The 16908-nt window shown below is 72.1% G+C and carries 19 protein-coding genes; 12 read left to right on the top strand and 7 right to left on the bottom strand.

What is annotated here, in order from left to right; genetic code table 11:
* Positions 1–24 precede the first annotated feature (24 nt).
* The 5 genes from AC0IW9_RS27650 to AC0IW9_RS27670 all read left to right on the top strand — a co-directional run bounded on the left by AC0IW9_RS27650 (position 25) and on the right by AC0IW9_RS27670 (position 4771).
* Entirely contained in the window at positions 25–768 is a 744-nt protein-coding gene (locus AC0IW9_RS27650) for a hypothetical protein (RefSeq protein WP_471651523.1), read from the top strand.
* A 144-nt stretch (positions 769–912) separates the two neighbouring features.
* Complete coding sequence (locus AC0IW9_RS27655; RefSeq protein WP_471651524.1) at positions 913–1863, top strand: tripartite tricarboxylate transporter substrate-binding protein; 951 nt, start codon at positions 913–915, stop codon at positions 1861–1863.
* 12 nt (positions 1864–1875) lie between these two features.
* A complete protein-coding gene (locus tag AC0IW9_RS27660; protein ID WP_471651525.1) occupies positions 1876–2628 on the top strand; it encodes an alpha/beta fold hydrolase in 753 nt (250 codons plus the stop codon).
* Positions 2629–2717: 89 nt separating this feature from the next.
* Positions 2718–3740, top strand: a complete 1023-nt coding sequence (locus AC0IW9_RS27665) for a CobW family GTP-binding protein (protein ID WP_471651526.1) — start codon at positions 2718–2720, stop codon at positions 3738–3740.
* On the top strand, positions 3737–4771 hold the full coding sequence (locus tag AC0IW9_RS27670) for a WD40 repeat domain-containing protein (RefSeq protein WP_471651527.1): 1035 nt from the start codon (positions 3737–3739) through the stop codon (positions 4769–4771). The genes AC0IW9_RS27665 and AC0IW9_RS27670 overlap by 4 nt, the downstream gene beginning before the upstream one ends.
* A gap of 19 nt (positions 4772–4790) precedes the next feature.
* Here the strand turns inward: AC0IW9_RS27670 and AC0IW9_RS27675 are convergent, their stop codons facing one another.
* From AC0IW9_RS27675 to AC0IW9_RS27685, 3 genes are all read right to left on the bottom strand, one after another.
* Positions 4791–5120 (bottom strand): hypothetical protein, encoded by a 330-nt coding sequence (locus tag AC0IW9_RS27675; RefSeq protein WP_471651528.1) that lies wholly within the window; start codon positions 5118–5120, stop codon positions 4791–4793.
* 127 nt (positions 5121–5247) lie between these two features.
* Positions 5248–6426 carry an enolase C-terminal domain-like protein gene (locus AC0IW9_RS27680; protein WP_471651529.1) on the bottom strand — a complete coding sequence of 393 codons (1179 nt, stop codon included), beginning with the start codon at positions 6424–6426 and terminating at the stop codon, positions 5248–5250.
* Positions 6426–7601 (bottom strand): CaiB/BaiF CoA transferase family protein, encoded by a 1176-nt coding sequence (locus AC0IW9_RS27685; protein WP_471651530.1) that lies wholly within the window; start codon positions 7599–7601, stop codon positions 6426–6428. The genes AC0IW9_RS27680 and AC0IW9_RS27685 overlap by 1 nt, the downstream gene beginning before the upstream one ends.
* 58 nt (positions 7602–7659) lie before the next feature.
* Between AC0IW9_RS27685 and AC0IW9_RS27690 the strand changes: the two genes are divergently transcribed.
* The 4 genes from AC0IW9_RS27690 to AC0IW9_RS27705 all read left to right on the top strand — a co-directional run bounded on the left by AC0IW9_RS27690 (position 7660) and on the right by AC0IW9_RS27705 (position 11128).
* Positions 7660–8436, top strand: coding sequence for an enoyl-CoA hydratase (locus tag AC0IW9_RS27690; protein WP_471651531.1), 777 nt, complete (start codon positions 7660–7662; stop codon positions 8434–8436).
* A 110-nt stretch (positions 8437–8546) separates the two neighbouring features.
* A complete protein-coding gene (locus AC0IW9_RS27695; RefSeq protein WP_471651532.1) occupies positions 8547–8876 on the top strand; it encodes a hypothetical protein in 330 nt (109 codons plus the stop codon).
* Positions 8877–9050: 174 nt separating this feature from the next.
* Complete coding sequence (locus AC0IW9_RS27700) at positions 9051–10025, top strand: Bug family tripartite tricarboxylate transporter substrate binding protein (RefSeq protein ID WP_471651533.1); 975 nt, start codon at positions 9051–9053, stop codon at positions 10023–10025.
* A gap of 92 nt (positions 10026–10117) precedes the next feature.
* The gene (locus AC0IW9_RS27705) at positions 10118–11128 is read left to right on the top strand and encodes a Bug family tripartite tricarboxylate transporter substrate binding protein (RefSeq protein WP_471651534.1); all 1011 of its coding nucleotides are present in this window, start codon (positions 10118–10120) and stop codon (positions 11126–11128) included.
* 6 nt (positions 11129–11134) lie between these two features.
* Here the strand turns inward: AC0IW9_RS27705 and AC0IW9_RS27710 are convergent, their stop codons facing one another.
* Positions 11135–12199: an alpha/beta hydrolase gene (locus AC0IW9_RS27710; protein ID WP_471651535.1), complete on the bottom strand. Its 1065-nt coding sequence runs from the start codon at positions 12197–12199 to the stop codon at positions 11135–11137.
* A 122-nt stretch (positions 12200–12321) separates the two neighbouring features.
* Here AC0IW9_RS27710 and AC0IW9_RS27715 point away from each other — a divergent pair, with 122 nt between their 5' ends.
* Genes AC0IW9_RS27715 through AC0IW9_RS27725 form a run of 3 tightly spaced genes read left to right on the top strand, consistent with a single transcriptional unit; the run spans position 12322 to position 13907 of the window.
* Positions 12322–13296, top strand: coding sequence for a tripartite tricarboxylate transporter substrate binding protein (locus tag AC0IW9_RS27715; RefSeq protein WP_471651536.1), 975 nt, complete (start codon positions 12322–12324; stop codon positions 13294–13296).
* A 50-nt stretch (positions 13297–13346) separates the two neighbouring features.
* Positions 13347–13616: a type II toxin-antitoxin system Phd/YefM family antitoxin gene (locus AC0IW9_RS27720; protein ID WP_471651537.1), complete on the top strand. Its 270-nt coding sequence runs from the start codon at positions 13347–13349 to the stop codon at positions 13614–13616.
* Between the two features lie 18 nt (positions 13617–13634).
* On the top strand, positions 13635–13907 hold the full coding sequence (locus AC0IW9_RS27725) for a Txe/YoeB family addiction module toxin (protein ID WP_471651538.1): 273 nt from the start codon (positions 13635–13637) through the stop codon (positions 13905–13907).
* A 16-nt stretch (positions 13908–13923) separates the two neighbouring features.
* Here AC0IW9_RS27725 and AC0IW9_RS27730 read toward each other — a convergent pair whose 3' ends face one another.
* From AC0IW9_RS27730 to AC0IW9_RS27740, 3 genes are read right to left on the bottom strand one after another with little or no spacing between them, the layout of a single operon-like run.
* The gene (locus tag AC0IW9_RS27730) at positions 13924–14343 is read right to left on the bottom strand and encodes a hypothetical protein (protein WP_471651539.1); all 420 of its coding nucleotides are present in this window, start codon (positions 14341–14343) and stop codon (positions 13924–13926) included.
* 9 nt (positions 14344–14352) lie between these two features.
* Positions 14353–15930: an ATP-binding protein gene (locus tag AC0IW9_RS27735; RefSeq protein ID WP_471651540.1), complete on the bottom strand. Its 1578-nt coding sequence runs from the start codon at positions 15928–15930 to the stop codon at positions 14353–14355.
* Positions 15927–16646, bottom strand: coding sequence for a response regulator (locus AC0IW9_RS27740; protein WP_471651541.1), 720 nt, complete (start codon positions 16644–16646; stop codon positions 15927–15929). The genes AC0IW9_RS27735 and AC0IW9_RS27740 overlap by 4 nt, the downstream gene beginning before the upstream one ends.
* Positions 16647–16908: the final 262 nt, after the last annotated feature.

Below are 16908 nucleotides of genomic sequence, written 5' to 3' on the forward strand. Positions count from 1 at the left end.
TTCCCTGCCACAGCCTTTCCTACCTTGGCGGCCGCCGTGCTGCTGGGGCTGGGACGGCCGGCGGGGGACCCGGCGACGCGGCCGCTGACCATCGTCATGGCCGGGTTGCCGGCCAATGACGCGGCGCAATTCCGGGCCGCGATGGAGGCCGCCGGGCATGCCTGCCTGCCGGCCGCGACCTGGCCGGAGGCGATCGCCGTGCTCGCCCGGCTGCCGGCCGACGCGCTGCTGCAGGACTTGGCCTGCCCCGGCGCGCGGCGCTTCGAGGGGCTAAAGCGGCTGCGTGGTTGGCCGCCGCCGCTCTCCCGCCTGGCGGTGGTGGCGCTGGCGACCGAGCAGGAACGCCTGCTGGAGACCACCTGCACCGAGGCCGGCTTCGACGCGTTGCTGACCCGCCCGCTGGCGGCCGAGGCGCTGGAGGCGACGCTGCGCCGCGTCGTCACCGCCCGGACCCCGGCCTCGCCGCTGGATGCCCCGATGCGGGAGGCGCTGCTGGAGGAGCTGGGCCCTGAGGGCCGCCGCGCCCAGGACAGCCTGGCGCTGGATCGCGCCGCGATGCTAGTCGCCACGCTGCGCACCACCCCGGGGCTGCCGGACGTGCAGGAGGCGGCGATGCGCGTCGCGGCGATCTTCGCGGCGGTGGGGGCGCCGGCGGCCGTCGCGGCGGCCCGGGCGCTGGAGGCGGCGCCGGAGCGACGGCCGGCGCTGCTGCCGGGGCTGGTGGATGCGGTGGTGGCGGCGAAAGTGGCGTTGCGGCGGGATCGGTAAGGTCAGGGAGGGAAGGTATTCCCTCCCCGAACCCCGCCCTTCTATTTCTGTGAGGTAGGTGGTTCGACCATCAGGTCTAAAACCAATAAAGATGGATGAGGGTCTGGGAGAATACTTTCTCCTGGCCTTATCTTGGGGGAATTCTTGATCCGCATCGCCCTGGCCCTGATGGTTATTGCCTGCGGCGCCAGCGCCCAGCCCTTCCCCGCGCGCCCCGTCACCCTGGTTGTCGGCTTCGCCCCCGGCGGCCCGGCGGATGTCGTGGCCCGACTGATCGCGCCGGCGCTGGGGGCCGATCTCGGCCAGCCGGTGGTGGTGGAGAATGCCTCGGGAGCCGGCGGGGCGATCGGCCAGGGGCGGGTCGCGGCGGCGCGGCCGGATGGGCATACGATCCTGTTCGGCAGCCTGGCCCAGGCGACCATCCCAACCCTGCTGCGGCGCCTAAGCTTTGACCCGCTGGCGCTGGAGGCGATCGGGCTGGTGAACGAGGTGCCGATGGCGATCATCGCCCGGCGCGACTTCCCGGCGGCGACCCTGCCGGAGCTGGTGGCGGCGATCCGGCGGGAGGGGCGCGGGCTGAACCTGGGCAATGCCGGGGTCGGCTCGACCAGCCATCTGTGCAGCCTGCTGCTGATCGCCTCGGCGGGGGCGCCGGTGACCCTGGTGCCGTACCGGGGCAATGGGCCGGTCATGAACGACCTGATGGCGGGGACGCTCGACCTCGGCTGCGACCAGACGACCAACAATGCGGAGCAGATCCGCGGTGGGACGATCCGCGCCTATGCCATCACCGCCGACAGCCGCGCCGCCGCCCTGGCCGAGGTGCCGACTACCGCGGAAGCCGGGCTGCCGGCCATGCGGATGTCCGGCTGGAACCTCCTGTTCGCCCCAGCCGGCACGCCGGCGCCGGTGGTGGCGCGGCTGAACCGGGCGTTGCTGGCGGCGCTGGCGGATCCGGTGGTGGGGCAGCGGATCGCCGACCTCGGCAGCGCGCCCGCCAGCGGCGAGCGGACGACGCCGGCCGGCGCCCAGGCCTTCTGGCGGGCCGAGATCGCCCGCTGGAAGCCCCTGCTCGAGGGCCAGGTCGCGGATTGAGGAGGACAGGAGATGCCGTTCTACGAAAAGGGCCAAGTCCGCATCCACTACGAGGAGGTCGGCAGCGGCCCGCCCCTGCTCATCATCCCCGGCGGCGGGCTGAATGCGACCATCCCCTACGTGGTCGACAAGGGGCCGTTCAATGCGCTGGAGGCCTTCCAGGACCGGTATCGCTGCATCACCTTCGACCTGCGCAATGCCGCGGGCGGCGGCTCCTTCGGCCCGCTGGAGATGGACCGGCCCTGGGATGCCCATACCGATGACCAGCTCGGGCTGCTGGACCATCTCGGAGTCGGGCAGTTCCAGGTGCTCGGCTTCTGCATCGGCGGCCCCTTCATCTGGAACCTGCTGAGGCGGGCGCCGGGGCGGGTGCAGGCGGCGGTGCTGGCGCAGCCGAGCGGCTTCCGGCCGGAGCTGCCCGACCTGTTCTTCGACAACAACATGGCCGGCTGGGGCCCGGCGCTCTGCGCCCGGCGGCCCGAGATCAGCATGGCGATGGTCGAGGCCTTCCTGACCCGGATGTACCGGGACCGGGCGGATTTCGTATTCACCGTGGACCGGGACTTCGTCCGCGGCTGCCGGACGCCCGTGCTGGTGCTGCCGGACGATATCCCGGCGCATCCCTATGCCGTGGCGGAGGAGAGCGCGATGCTGGCGCCGGAGGGCCAGATGAGCCTCTATCCCTGGAAGGAGCCGAAGGCACGGCTGCCCCTGGCGATCCGGCACATCCGGAGCTTCCTGCAGGCGAACCGGCCGGCCGGCTAGGGCCCTGGCACGGCCCCCTTTGCCCTTCCGGCCCGGCCGCCCCATATTCCCGGCCGACCCGACCCCCCTCCCCTTTCGCGGAGCCTCCGATGAGCGACGCCACTCCCGTTCCCGTCCCCGTCACCGTACTGACCGGCTACCTCGGCGCCGGCAAGACCACCCTGCTGAACCGCATCCTCAGCGAGAACCACGGCAAGAAATTCGCCGTGGTCATCAACGAGTTCGGTGAGCTCGGCGTGGACAACGACCTCGTCGTCGATACCGACGAGGAAGTCTTCGAGATGAACAACGGCTGCATCTGCTGCACCGTGCGCGGCGACCTGATCCGCATCATCAACGGCTTGATGAAGCGGCGCGGCAAATTCGACGGCATCATTGTCGAGACCACCGGCCTCGCCGACCCGGCCCCGGTGGCGCAGACCTTCTTCGCCGACGAGGACGTCAAGCGCGCCACCCGGCTCGATGCCATCGTGACGCTGGTGGATGCGAAGAACCTGCCGGCGCGGCTGGCCGACAGCAAGGAGGCGGTCGAGCAGATCGCCTTCGCCGACATCATCATCATGAACAAGATGGATCTGGTGACCGATGCCGAGGCGACGGCGCTGGAAGCCCGGATCCGCGCCATCAACCCCTATGCCGAGATCCGCCGCAGCACCAAGTCCGAGGTGCCGATCGAGGCGGTGATCGGCCGCGAGGCCTTCAGCCTGGAGCGCATCCTGGAGCGGGAGCCGGAATTCCTCTCCGGCGAGAACGAGCACGACCATGACGGCGACATCAACTCCGTCAGCTTCGAGGTCTCCCGCCCGATCGACCCGGAGCGCTTCAACGCCTGGATCAGCCAGCTCCTCGCCCAGAAGGGCCAGGACCTGCTGCGGACCAAGGGCATCCTCAGCTACGAGGGCGACGACCGCCGCTTCGCCTTCCAGGCGGTGCACATGATCGCCGATGGCGACTACATCGGGAACTGGAAGGACGGCGATCCGCGCAAGTCGAAGCTGGTCTTCATCGGCCGCGACCTGAATCGCCCGGTGCTGCGCCGCGGCTTCGAGGCCTGCCAGGTTGATGACCCGGCCAAGGTCACCGCCGAGGTCGAGCGCTGGAGCCCGGTATGAGCGACAGCGAATACGCCGAGGCCGACTTCCTGCTGGCCGCGCGCGGCCATACGCAGGAACTCGGCGCCTGGGTGGTGGACCTGGCCTTCAGCAAGGACGGCACCTGCGGGCTAGGCCTGGGTGATGGCACGGTGCGCATCGTCGCGCCGGGGGCCAGGGACTGGGCGACGGCGGAGGCGCATGACGGCGCGGTGCTGTCGCTGGTGGCCGATGCCAAGAACGGCTTCCTCAGCGGCGGCGACGATGGCCGCCTGGTCCGCACCGCGGCCGATGGCACGGTGGAGGAGATCGCCAATCTCGGCACGATGAAGTGGGTCGAGCATGTGGCGGCGCATGAGAGCGGGCTGCGCGCCGCCAGCGTCGGCAAGCTGCTGCATGTCTTCGATGCCAAGGGCGCGAAGCTGAAGACGCTGACGCATCCGAGCTCGGTCGGCGGCATCGCCTTCGATGCCAAGGGCAAGCGCATCGCCGCCAGCCACTACAACGGGGCGAGCCTGTGGTTCGTCGCCGCCAAGGAAGACAAGCCGCGGGTGCTGGAGTGGAAGGGCAGCCATGCCGGCATCGTCCTCAGCCCGGACGGCACCCATGTGGTGACCGCGATGCAGGAGAATGCGCTGCATGGCTGGCGGCTGGCCGACAACCAGCACATGCGGATGTCGGGCTATCCGTCGAAGACGCGGTCGATGGCCTTCACGTCGCGCGGGCGCTGGCTGGTGACCAGCGGCGCCGACAGCGTGGTGATCTGGCCCTTCTTCGGCGGCGGGCCGATGGGCAAGGCGCCGACCGAACTTGCCGGCGGCGACGGCGTGCTGTGTTCGGCGGTCGCCTGCCATCCGCAGCACGAGGTGGTCGCCGCCGGCTTCGCCGACGGGCTGCTGCTGCTGGCCGAGATCGGCTCCGGCAAGATCGTGCCGGTGGCGCCGCCGGGGCATGGCGGGATCTCGGCGCTGGCCTGGAATGCCAGCGGCAGCCAGCTCGCCTTCGGGACCGAGACAGGCTTCGCCGGCATCGTGGACCTGGCGCGGCGCTGACCGCGCCGCGCCATTTCCGTCAACCGCGCGGCGCGCCGACCAGCGCCGCGGCGGCGAGGCCGGCCGCCTGCGGGGCATCCTCGTAGACCACCTGCTGGTCGTTGCCGCCGCCGATGATCCGGGCGACGCGGCCGGGCTGGGCCTGCACCGCGCCATAGGCATAGCTGCGGTCATTGCCGCCGCCGCTGAACAGCACGGTGGCGCCGCCCACCTGGGTCGCCGGCTGGCTGCGCTCGATCCGGGCGCCGCCATCGCCGAGGCCACCGATCAGCCGGGGGCCATCGGCCGCCTGGGCGGCACCGGCGGCGCCAAGGGCGATCACGGAAGCGAGCAGGATATTGCGGACCATCTGAGTTCTCCTCGGGGAGTGGAAGACCGTGTGGCCTTCCCTTGCCCAGGAAGATGAGCCTTGGATCGGCCGCAGACCAATCGCCATCCCGGATCGCCGCCATCCATGCCGTGGATGGCGGCCGCGGTCAGACGTCCTTCAGCACGGACCAGAGATTGGCCTTCTGCTCGAAGCCGATGCCGGGGACATCCGGCATGCGGATGCGGCTGTCCTCGACCGGCGTCGCATCGGCGAAGCCGCCGAAGGGGGCGAAGACCTCCGGATAGCTTTCGTTGCCGCCGAGGCCGAGGCCGATCGCGATGTTCAGCGCGAATTGGTGTCCGCCATGCGGGACGCAGCGGCGCGGCGACCAGCCGTGCTCCTGCAGCATCGCCAGCGTCCGCAGGTACTCGACCAGGCCATAGGACAGCGCCGGGTCGAACTGCAGGATGTCGCGGTCCGAACGCAGCCCGCCGTGGCGGATCAGGTTGCGCGCATCGAGCATGGAGAAGAGGTTCTCCCCGGTGGCGATGGGGCCGCTGTAGTGCTCCGCCAGCGTGGCATGCGTCGCGTAGTCCAGCGGGTCCAGCGGCTCCTCGTACCAGCGCAGCTTGTAGGGCTCGAGCGCCGCGCCATAGGCCAGCGCCGCATGCAGGCCGAAGCGGCCGTTGACGTCGACACACAGGCGGGAACCGTCGCCGCCGAGCAGCTTGAGGACCGCCTCGATCCGGCCGACATCCTCCTTCAGCGCGGCGCGCAGCGGCGTGCCGGGGGCGCCGCCGATCTTCATCTTCACCACGCTGTAGCCGAGGTCGAGGTAGCGCTGCATCTCCTCGACCAGCGCATCCTCGCCCTTGCCGGGGTAGTAGTAGCCGCCGGCGGCATAGATCCAGGCATTGTCGTCGGCCTCGCCGCCACGGTAGCGATCGGCCAGCAACTTCCAGAGCGGCTTGCCCGCCAGCTTCGCCGCGGCATCCCAGAGCGCCATGTCGAGCACGCCGACCGCGACGCTGCGGTCGCCATGGCCGCCGGGCTTCTCGTTCTTCATCATGCTCGCCCAGGCGCCGCCGGGTTCCAGCCCGCCATCGGCATGGGAGAGCGCGGCCTCCGGCGTCTCCAGCAGGCGCGGGATGAAGCGTTCGCGCAGCAGGCCGGGCTGGGCGTAGCGACCGTTGGAGTTGAAGCCGTAGCCGGTGGCGCTGCGCCCGGCGCCATCCTCCACCGTGACGGCGACGACCGAGGCGGTCATCTTGGAGAAGTCGATATAGGCATTGGCGATGGCCGAGGCGATCGGCACCACCGCGTCGCGGACGGAAGCGATGCGCATCAGACCGCCCCCGCCGCGCGCAGCTTCGCCAATTGCTCGGGCCCGATGCCGAATTCGGCCAGCACCTCCGCGGTATGCTCGCCCCGTTCCGGCGTCGGCCGCCGCGCCGGCGCGACGCCTTCGAGGTTCATCGGCGAGCGCACCAGCTTCACCTCGCCGAGCAGCGGATGCGGCACCGCCCATTCCAGGCCGAGATGCTGCACCTGCGGATCGGCGAAGACCTGGTCCATCGCATAGACCGGGCCGCTCGGCACGCCGGCCTGGTTCAGGCGGGTGATCCAGTTCTCCGAGGTATCCTCCAGCAGCGGCTTCTGCAGCAGCGCATTGGTCCTGCCGCGATTGGCGGCGCGGGACTTGTCGGTGGCGAAGGCGGGGTCCTTGGCTTCCTCGGTGAGGCCCAGGGTCTCGACGATGCGGCGCCACATCTCGTCGCCGCCGCCGGCCAGGTTGATCATGCCGTCCTGGGTGTGGAAGAGCCCGGTCGGCACCGTGGTCGGGTGGTCGTTGCCGGCCTGCTGCGGCACCTCGTGCTTCATGGTCCAGCGGGTCGCCTGGAAATCCATCATCGCCACCATGGCTTCCAGCAGGCTGGTATGGACCCAGCGGCCCTTGCCCGTCGTCTCGCGCTCCAGCAGCGCCACCATGATGCCGAGCGCGGTATAAAGGCCCGCGGTGAGGTCGGCGACGGGGATGCCGACGCGCACCGGCCCCTGCCCCGGCAGGCCGGTGACCGACATCAGCCCGCCCATCCCCTGGGCGATCTGGTCGAAGCCCGGCCGTTTCGCATAGGGCCCGGTCTGGCCGAAGCCGCTGATGGACCCCAGCACGATGCGCGGGTTGATCGCCGCCAGCGAGGCATAGTCGATGCCGAGCCGGTCCTTCACGTCGGGCCGGTAGTTCTCGACCACGACATCGGCCTTGGCCACCAGCGTCCGGAACAGCGCGATGCCGTCCGGCTTCTTCAGGTTGATGGTGATGCCGCGCTTGTTGCGATGGACATGCTGGAAGTCCGGCCCGTGCCGCTCGCCGCCCATGCCCTTGCCGGTATCGACCTCGTCCGGCGCCTCGACCTTGATGACATTGGCGCCCCAGTCCGCGAGCTGGCGGACGCAGGTCGGACCGGACCGCACCCGGGTCAGATCGAGGACGGTGAAACGGGCAAGCGGCAGAGTCATTTGGAGGGTCCTCCGAAGGCGGGCTACCCTTACCGCGAACCGCCGGGAGGGCAAGATCATGGACGAGCTGCTGTACGAGATCCGCGACGGGATCGGCTTCATCACCCTGAACCGCCCCGCCTCGCGCAATGCCCTCACCTTCCCGATGTATGCGCGGCTGCGCGAGATCGCCGAGGGCGCCGCCGCCGACGATGCGCTGAAGGTGCTGGTCGTCACCGGCGCCGGCGAGAAGGCCTTCGCCGCCGGCACCGACATCAGCCAATTCTCCAACTTCAAGACGCCGGAGGATGCGCTCGCCTATGAGGAACGGATCGACGGCGTCCTCGTCGCGCTGGAGCAATGCCCGAAGCCGACCATCGCCGCCATCTCGGGCGCGGCGACCGGGGGCGGCGCCGCCATCGCCGCGGTCTGCGACATGCGCATCGCCGCTGCCAATGCCCGCATCGGCTTTCCCATCGCCAAGACCCTGGGCAATTGCCTGTCCATGGCGAATTACGGCCGGCTCGCCGCGCTGATCGGCCCGGCCAAGGTGCTGGACCTGGTCTATACCGCCCGGCTGATCGAGGCGGAGGAAGCCAAGGCGATCGGCCTGGTTTCCGAGATCCTGCCCGACCACGCCGCGCTGCAGGCCCGGGCGGAGGCGCTGGCAAGGCTCATCGCCGGCCATGCGCCGCTGACCCTGCGGGCCACCAAGGAAGCGATGCGCCGGCTGCGGCTGGCGGCGCGGCAGGTGGATGGCGACGACCTGGTGACCATGTGCTTCACCAGCAACGACTTCCGCGAGGGCGTCGCCAGCTTCCTCGCCCGCAAGCCGGCGGTCTGGACCGGAACCTGATCCGCGCCGGCATCGACCGCTCGCGAGGACGCGCCCGGCTGGTGACCATCGGTGGTAGAACCGGCGGGCCTGGCCGGCGCTCTTTCCTGGCACATCCAGGGAACAGTCACATGCGTCGCATCATCTTCCTCAGTACCGCGATGGCCGCCATGCTTACGGCCGGCCTCGCCGTCGCGCAGACCTCGACGACCCAGGGGATGCCGGCCCCGAATGCCCGCGGCTCCCTGCCGCAGCCGGGCGGCGGCGTCACCACCGGCCCCGGCGCGCCGACCTCGGCCTCCGAGGGCACCATGCCGGGCGGCCGCGGCGCCCCGCCGGCCGGCAGCTCCAGCCCCTCCGGCCTCGGCTCCGGCACCGGTGGCAGCCCGCTGACCCCCAATGGGTCCATCCGCCCCGGCAACCCGACCCTGGGCGGCCAGAACAACAGCGGCGGCGGCTGATCCGACAAGGCCGGTCCCGGCAACCGGGACCGGCCGATCCGCCTTCCGCCTGTCGCCGATCCTGGCCGCAGGCCCTGCCTCAGCCCATCCTTCGCATCCGTCCTGGCTTCCCCGCCGGCCACCCCCGCGCTACCGATGAGACGCCGGCATGCCGGCCAAAAATCGGAGGATGCCATGCCGACCCGCCGCACCCTGCTGGCCACCGCCCTCGCGGCCCCCGCGATCGCCCCGGCCCTGGCCCAGTCCAGCTGGTCACCCACCCGCCCCGTCACGCTGCTGGTCGGCTTCGCCCCCGGCGGCGGCACCGATATCATCGCCCGCCTGCTCGCCCCGGCGCTGCAGCAGGCACTCGGCCAGCCGATCGCGGTGGAGAACCGGCCCGGGGCCAGCGGCACCATCGCCGCCCTCGCCGGCACCCGGGCGCCGCCGGATGGCCAGACCGTCTACATGTCCACCGTCAGCGCCTCTGCCGTCGTGCCGCCGCTGATGGCGCCGCCACCCTTCGACATCCACCGCGACCAGACCGCCATCGGCCTCGCCGCCACCGTGCCGCTGGTCGCCGTGGTGCCACTGTCCTCGCCGGCGCGCGACCTCGCGGGGCTGATCGCCCAGGCGCGGGCCAATCCCGGGGGGCTGAACTATTCCTCCTCGGGCGTCGCCACCCAGCAGCACCTGGCGGCGGAGCTGCTGGCGCGGGCCGCCGGGGTGCGGATGACGCATGTGCCCTTCCGCGGCACCGGCCAGGCTGTGACGGAGATCCTCGCCGGCCGAATCGACCTGGCGATCGATACCTTCCCCACCTACCTGCCGCATATCCGCGGCGAGCGGGTGCGGGCGCTGGCCACCACCATGCCCGAGCGGATCGACTGGCTGCCCGACCTGCCGACCGTCGCCGAGAGCGGCTTCCCCGGCTTCGACGCCAATGTCTGGTACATGCTGATGGGCCCGCCCAACCTGCCGGCCCCGGTGCGGGACCGCTGGTCCGCCGCGCTGAATGCGGCCCTGGCCGATCCGGCGCTCCGCCCCCGCATCCACGAGGCCGGCTTCCTGCCCGGCGGCGGCAGCAGCGCGGATGCGGCGGCCCTGCTGGAGCGCGATGCGGCGCGCTATGCCAGCCTGATCCGCCAGGCCGATATCCGCATCGAGTAAAGGGGGGTGATGGCGGCGGGATTTTCCCCCTAGGCTGGCGGCAACAAACCCGCGGCCCGCCCAAGCCGGCCGCATGCCGGGAGGGCGCCGCCATGCCAGACCTCAAGCCGCCGCAGCAGGCGGTCCCCCTGCCCCGCCGTGCCCTGCTCGGCGGCGCCACCGTCCTTGCCCTGCCGGGCCTCGCCCTGGCCCAGGGCAAGGGACCGGACGGCTGGCCGCCGCGCAGCGTCAGCCTCGTCATCCCCTTCAGCCCTGGCGGCGGCACCGATGTGGTCGCCCGCATCCTGCAGGAGGGCTTCGCCGAAACCTTCGGCGCGAATTTCGTCATGGAGCACAAGCCCGGCGCCTCCACCACGGTCGGCGCCCGCTATGTCGCCCGGGCGAAGCCGGATGGGCTGACCCTGCTGGTCGGCAGCAATTCCGCCCTTTCCCAGGCGCCCTATGCCTTCCGCAACCTGGGCTACGACCCGATGGCGGATTTCACCTACATCAGCCTGCTCTATGCCTCGGCCTATCTGCTGGTGGCGCATCCGCGCTGGGGCAGCCTGCAGCAGGTGCTCGAGGCGGCGAAGCGCGCGCCGGGCAAGCTCTCCTACGGCACCTGGGGCGTCGGCTCGACCGCGCATCTGCTGATGCTGGCGCTGAACGAGCGGACCGGGACGGAGATGCTGCATGTCCCCTTCGGCGGCCCGGCGCCGGCGCTGACCGAGATCCTCGCCGGGCGGGTCGACCTGATGTTCACCACCTTCGCCCCGGCCCGCGGCCATGTGCAGGAAGGCCGGCTGCAGCCCCTGGCCGCCCCGCACGAGCAGCGGCTGGCCGCCGCGCCCAATGTGCCGACCCTGGCCGAGCTCGGCCTGCCGGAACTCCTGGTCAGTGCCTGGTGGTGCCTCGCCGCGCCGGCCGGGCTGCCGGCGCCGCTCGCCGCCGCGCTGGAAGCGGCGGTGCGGAGTGCCGCGGCCCGGCCGGCGGCGCTCCGCCTCGCCGAGGACTCCGGCCTGCTGCCGCTGCCCTTCGGCGGCAGCAATGCCCGCGCGCGCATCGGCCATGACCTGGCGATGAACGAGGGGCTGATGCGCAAGGCCGGCATCACCCCCGAGTAGCCGGCCTCAGGCGCGGCCGGCGAAGACCTCCCGCAGCCGGCCCCCGGCATAGGATTGCGCCACCACCGCATCCTGCAGCACCGGCGCGGCGCCGAAGAACTCATGCGTGGCGCCGGGGAAGCTGCGCGATTCGGTCGGCACGCCGGCGGCATTCATCTTGCCCACCAGCCGCTCGCCGCCGGTCCGCAGCGGGTCGATCCCCGCCAGGATCACCGTGGAGCGCGGCAGGCCGCGCAGGTCGGCGACGCGCCCGGCATCCAGCCGCGGATCCAGCAGGTCCGCCGGCGAGCGGGTGTAGTTCGAGACGAACCACTGCACCGCCGCCTTGCTCAGCGGCTTGGCATTCTCCTCCTCCCGCATCGATGGCGTGGTGAGGTCGGCATCGGCGACCGGATAGATCATCAGCAGATGCGCCGGCCGCCCGGCCGGGCTGGCGCGCAGCGCCATGCCGACCGTCAGCGCCAGGTTGCCACCGGCGCTCTCGCCGGCCACGGCGATGCGGTTGGGGTCGCCGCCCAGGGTGCGGCTGTTCGTGACCAGCCACTGGTAGGCCGCGACGGCATCCTCATGCGCCGCCGGGAAGCGATGCTCCGGCCCCTGGCGGTAATGCACGGCGACGACGATGGCCCCGGTCTCCGCCGCCAGTGCCCGGGCCGAGCTGTCGTAGGTATCGAGCCCGGCGATGACCCAGCCGCCGCCATGGAAATAAAGGATCATCGGCGCGGCGCCGCCGGGCTGCCGCTCGCCGTAGATGCGCGCCGGCAGCGGCCCGGCGGCGCCCTGCACCTGGATGTCCTGGACCATCGCCACCGCGCGCGGCGCCTCCGGCATCCCGCGCCGGCGCTGCATCGCCTTCACCGCATCGGCCAGGCTCGGCTGCCGCCGCGCTTCCTCCGCGGAGAGCGTCTCGACCGGCTTCGGCCCCAGCGTCGCATAGACCCGCAGCAGCTCCGCCATGTCGCCGGTGGCGCGCCCGGTGGGGTCGGGCAGCCGGTCGACCGGGTTCTGGCAGGCGGCGAGGCCGAGCAGGGACCCACCGAGGACACGGCGGGACAGCAGGAAAGGCGTCATCACGAGGCGTATTCTCCGGCGATTGCCGAGCCGGAACGCTGCGAAAACGCCGGGGTTCGCCGCTCCGGCCTCGCGCCCGCCGCCGCTGCGGTGCAGCATGGCACCAACCCGGAGGCTTCCCGATGCTGCGCCGTTCCCTGCTGCTGACCCCGCTCCTTGCCGCACCCCTCCTTGCCGCACCCAGCCTGGCCAGGGCCCAGGGTTTCCCCGCCCGGCCGGTGCGGCTGGTGGTGCCCTTCGCCGCCGGCGGCATCATCGATGTGGTCGCCCGCATCCTGGCCGAGCCCCTGGCCCGGCGGCTCGGCCAGCCGGTGGTGGTCGAGAATCTGCCCGGCGCCGGTTCCACCATCGGCGCCCGCGCCGTCGCCCGGGCGGCGCCGGATGGCCATACCCTGCTGCTCTCGGGCGCCGCCCATGCGGTGATCGCGGCGCTCTATCCCGACCTCGGCTTCGACCCGCTGGCGGATTTCGCCCCGGTGGCGCTGCTGGGGGACCAGCCCTTCGTCGTCGCTGTGCATCCCGGCGTGCCGGCGACCGACGTGCCGAGCCTGCTGGCCTGGCTGAAGGCCAAGGGCGACGGCGCGAATTTCGCCACCACCGGCATCGGCGCCGCCTCCCACCTCGCCGGGGAGCTGCTGAAGTCCCTGGCCGGGGTGGATTTCACCGTGGTGACCTATCGCGGCACGCCGCAGGCGGTGACGGACCTGGTCGCCGGCCGTGCCGACATGATGATCGACAGCCAGACCCTGCTGGCGCCCATGGCGAAGGATGGCCGGGTGCGGGCGCTGGCCGTCACCACCCCGCGCCGGTCGCACCTGCTGCCCGATCTGCCGACGCTGGCGGAAGCCGGCGTGCCCGGCTACGCCGCCTCCTCCTGGCAATCGCTGCAGGCCCCGGCCGGGACGCCGCCGGCCATCCTGGCCCAGCTTGCCGCCGCCGTTGCGGCCAGCCTCGCCGAACCGGCGGCCCAGGCGCGCTATGCCGATGCCGGGATCGAACCCTTGAAGGGCGACCCGGCCGAGGCGGCCCGCTTCATCCGGGCGGAAAGCGCCAAATGGGCACCGATCCTGCGGGCCAGCGGCATCCGGGCGGGGTAGTCCTTGTATCCGGACGCCGTTCCGTACATATTTCCGTACGGAGAATGCCGATGACCCAGGTATCCTATACCGAATTGCGCCAGAACCTCGCCCATTACATGGATGCGGCGATCGACAGCGCCGCCCCGCTGCTGGTGACCCGGCAAGGGGGCAAGGGCAATGTCGTGATCCTCTCCGAGCGGGAATTCGCGGCCTGGCAGGAGACGGTCCACCTGCTCTCCAACCCGGCCAATGCGGCGCAACTGCGCGACGCGGTCCGCGAATTCGATGCCGGCGGCGAGGCCGCCATGGAAATCCCGGCCGGCCAGCCGCTGCCCTGATGTGGCGGCGCTGACCGCGTGCGGGTCCACTTCAGCCGCACCGCCTGGGCCGCCTATCAGCATTGGGCGGAGGCCGACCGCGACATCTTCATGCGTCTCAATGCGCTGATCGAGGACGCGCGGCGGCAGCCCTTCCGCGGCTTGGGCAAGCCGGAGCCGCTGCGCGGCGAATTCAGCGGCTGGTGGTCGCGCCGCATTACCGGCGAGCATCGGCTGGTCTATCGCATCGCCGGGGCACCCGGGGAGGATCAGCGGATCGAGATCGCCCAATGCCGCTACCACTACGGCTGACGCTGCCCTCCCTGCCCTATCGCTGGCGCTTGCCCGGCTTCGCCGGCACCGCATCAGCCTCCGGCTCCGGCCCCGCCAGCTTCCGGGCGATCAGCACTACCGCCGCCCGGGTCGGCAGGTCCAGCCGGCGATAGGCGCGCAGCAAGGCCTCCTCATCCCCCGCCAGCAGGCCGAGGTTGCCCTGGTCCTCCGCCAGCACCTCGGGCGGCGGCGGCACGTCGGGGTCGAGGCCGACCAGCCAGGACAGGCTGGTCGCCAGCGCCTCCGCCAGGGCCACCAGCTTGCGGCCGCGCGGCGGTGGCATCCGGCCGTCCCGCAGCCGGTCGAGGAAATCCGGCGGCAGCCCGGCCTGCCGCGCCGCTTCGGCGGCATCCAGCCCCAGCCGGTCCAGCCGTCCCTCGATCCGCTCGGCCATGGGGGAGGCGTCGATGTCCATGCCCAAATCCTAGCCAGGCAGGTTGGCCAGCGCCACCAGCCCGCCACCCGGCCGGTTGCGCAGCACCACGTCGCCGCCATGCGCCCGCAGGATGTTGCGGGCGATCGGCAGGCCGAGCCCGGTGCCGCCGGTCTCTCGGTTGCGGCTCGCCTCCAGCCGGCGGAAGGGCTGGAAGACCGCTTCCAGCGATTCGGGCGGAATGCCCGGCCCGTTGTCCTCCACCGCCAGCCGCACCGGCCGGCCCGGCGCCTCCGGCGCAGTCAGCACCAGCCGCGCCGCGCCGCCATAGGCCAGGGCATTGCCGATCAGGTTGGCCAGCGCCCGCTTCAGCGCCACCGGCCGGGCCTGCACCACCAGCCGCTCCGGCCCCTCGTAGCCGATCGCCTCGGCGAGGTCGGGCCGGGCATCGGCCGCCTCGTCCAGCACGGTCCGGCAGAGCGCGGCGAGGTCGAGCGGCGCGGTCGGCTCGCCGGCGCTGTCGTCGCGGGCGAAGGCGAGCGTCGCCGCTACCATCGCCTCCATCTCGTCGAGGTCGGAGAGCATCTTCCGGCGCTGCTCGTCGTCGTCCATGAACTCGGCGCGCAGCCGCAGCCGGGTGATGGGCGTGCGCAGGTCATGGCCGATGGCGGCCAGCATCTGGGTCCGGTCGCCGACGAAGCGGCGGATGCGCTCGGCCATGGTGTTGAAGGCATGCGCCGCCTTGGCGACCTCGGTCGGCCCGGCCTCCGGCATGGGCGGCGCATTCACGTCACGGCCCAGCCGCTCCGCCGCCTCCGCCAGGGCGCGCACCGGCCGGGTCAGCCGCCGCACCGCCCAGAGGATCAGCAGCCCGGCCGCCAGGGTCATCGCCGCGAAGGCGATCAGGAAGGTCTCGGAATGCCAAGGCCGCGGCGGCGGCATGAAGACGCGGAGGTTCAGCCATTCCCCGCTCGGCAGCCGCAGGCTGACCAGGAAGGCCGGGCCATCGCCGCCGAACAGGCCGAAGCCCGGCAGCCCGCCATCCGCCGGCGGCGCCGGGCGGGACCCGGGATGCATGTCGGACGGCGGCCCAACGGGCTGCCCCCGCGGGCGCGTCCCATCCGGCGGGGCGCTGCCGCGCGGCGTCCAGCCGCCCCAGGGGCCGCGCGGCTCCCAGGAGGTGATGACCTCGCGCGGGCGGAAGCGGGGCGGCCCGCCGCTCAGCAGGTCCAGCCGCAGCATCCGGGCGATGGGCGGCGGCACCGGCGGATGGTCCATCCGGGCCTGCGGGTGGTCGTCCAGGGTCGCCGACAGCTCGCTGGGCAATTCCAGCTCGGCCAGCATCTGCCCGCGGCGATCGGCCGGGGCCAGGATCACGGTGCGCCAGGCGCTGATGGCGCGGGCGGAGATCTCCCGCGCCTGGGCGAAACGCTGCAGGTCCACCCGGTCCAGCGCATGAATGGTGAGCCCGGCCGCCTGCACCACGGTCAGCGCCAGCAGCAGCACCAGCGCAGTCCGCCCGGCGAGGCTGCGCGGCCAGATGCGCCAGACCGGCCAGCGCCGGCCATCAGGCCCTGTCAGGGGGGGTCCAGTCAGGGGTGCATCGGGCGGCGGCGTCGCCGGGGTCAACTCCGCTCCACCGTCGCCGCCAGCACATAGCCGCCGCCGCGCACGGTCTTGATCAGGCTCGGGTTGCGGCCGTCATCCTCCAGCTTGCGGCGGAGGCGGGAGACGGCGACGTCGATGGCGCGGTCGAAGGGTCCCGCCTGGCGGCCGCGCAGCAGGTCCATCAGCATGTCCCGCGTCAGCACCCGGTTGGGCCGCTCGACCAGCACCTGCAGCAACTCGTACTCGCCGCCCGTCAGCGGCACCTCGGCACCATCCGGGTTCAGCAGGCGGCGGCGGGCCGGCTCCAGCACCCAGCCGCCGAAGCGGATGGCCTTGGAGGGCGGCTCCTTCGGTGCCCCGGCCTCGCCCGAGGCGCGGCGCAGCACGGCCCGGACCCGGGCCAGCAGCTCCCGCGGGTTGAAGGGCTTGCTGAGGTAGTCGTCGGCGCCGAGCTCGAGGCCGACGATGCGGTCGGTCTCGTCGCCCATCGCGGTCAGCATGACGATCGGCACCTCGCCCTGGGTCCGCAGCCACTTGGCGAAGTCGAGCCCGCTTTCGCCGGGCAGCATCAGGTCCAGCACCACCAGGTGGTAGCGGCCGAGCGGCCAGAGCCGCCTCGCTTCCTTCGCATCGCGGGCGGCGGCGACGCGCATGCCCTGGCGCTCGAGGAATTTCGAGAGGAGATCGCGGATCTCGCGGTCGTCGTCGACGACCAGGATATGGGGTTGGGCTTCCATGGTGATTGTAACATAGGCCATTGCCGGCGCCGGCGCGCAGGGAGTTGTTGCGCCCTGTTGCAGCAGGCCCCGCCGTTGCAGGCCGTTGCAATTCGCCATGCCGGGGGGCTTCGGCCGGCAACATCCCGGGCGCATTCTCCCCCCCGGCCGCACCACCCCCCCCATTCCCGGTGCGGTCCGTGGCGACAGGCCGATTCCACCCCCCATGGAATTGGCCGTATAGGCGGCGGGGATGATCCCACCCTCCCCGCCGCCTTTCCCC

The organism is Belnapia sp. AC561, from assembly GCF_979252845.1.

Bases quoted from the DNA above. Each gene is read 5' to 3' on its own strand.
- AC0IW9_RS27660 (WP_471651525.1), top strand. From the start codon at position 1,876: ATGCCGTTCTACGAAAAGGGCCAAGTCCGCATCCACTACGAGGAGGTC.
- AC0IW9_RS27665 (WP_471651526.1), top strand. From the start codon at position 2,718: ATGAGCGACGCCACTCCCGTTCCCGTCCCCGTCACCGTACTGACCGGC.
- AC0IW9_RS27670 (WP_471651527.1), top strand. From the start codon at position 3,737: ATGAGCGACAGCGAATACGCCGAGGCCGACTTCCTGCTGGCCGCGCGC.
- AC0IW9_RS27675 (WP_471651528.1), bottom strand. From the start codon at position 5,120: ATGGTCCGCAATATCCTGCTCGCTTCCGTGATCGCCCTTGGCGCCGCC.
- AC0IW9_RS27680 (WP_471651529.1), bottom strand. From the start codon at position 6,426: ATGCGCATCGCTTCCGTCCGCGACGCGGTGGTGCCGATCGCCTCGGCC.
- AC0IW9_RS27685 (WP_471651530.1), bottom strand. From the start codon at position 7,601: ATGACTCTGCCGCTTGCCCGTTTCACCGTCCTCGATCTGACCCGGGTG.
- AC0IW9_RS27690 (WP_471651531.1), top strand. From the start codon at position 7,660: ATGGACGAGCTGCTGTACGAGATCCGCGACGGGATCGGCTTCATCACC.
- AC0IW9_RS27695 (WP_471651532.1), top strand. From the start codon at position 8,547: ATGCGTCGCATCATCTTCCTCAGTACCGCGATGGCCGCCATGCTTACG.
- AC0IW9_RS27700 (WP_471651533.1), top strand. From the start codon at position 9,051: ATGCCGACCCGCCGCACCCTGCTGGCCACCGCCCTCGCGGCCCCCGCG.
- AC0IW9_RS27705 (WP_471651534.1), top strand. From the start codon at position 10,118: ATGCCAGACCTCAAGCCGCCGCAGCAGGCGGTCCCCCTGCCCCGCCGT.
- AC0IW9_RS27710 (WP_471651535.1), bottom strand. From the start codon at position 12,199: ATGACGCCTTTCCTGCTGTCCCGCCGTGTCCTCGGTGGGTCCCTGCTC.
- AC0IW9_RS27715 (WP_471651536.1), top strand. From the start codon at position 12,322: ATGCTGCGCCGTTCCCTGCTGCTGACCCCGCTCCTTGCCGCACCCCTC.
- AC0IW9_RS27720 (WP_471651537.1), top strand. From the start codon at position 13,347: ATGACCCAGGTATCCTATACCGAATTGCGCCAGAACCTCGCCCATTAC.
- AC0IW9_RS27730 (WP_471651539.1), bottom strand. From the start codon at position 14,343: ATGGACATCGACGCCTCCCCCATGGCCGAGCGGATCGAGGGACGGCTG.
- AC0IW9_RS27740 (WP_471651541.1), bottom strand. From the start codon at position 16,646: ATGGAAGCCCAACCCCATATCCTGGTCGTCGACGACGACCGCGAGATC.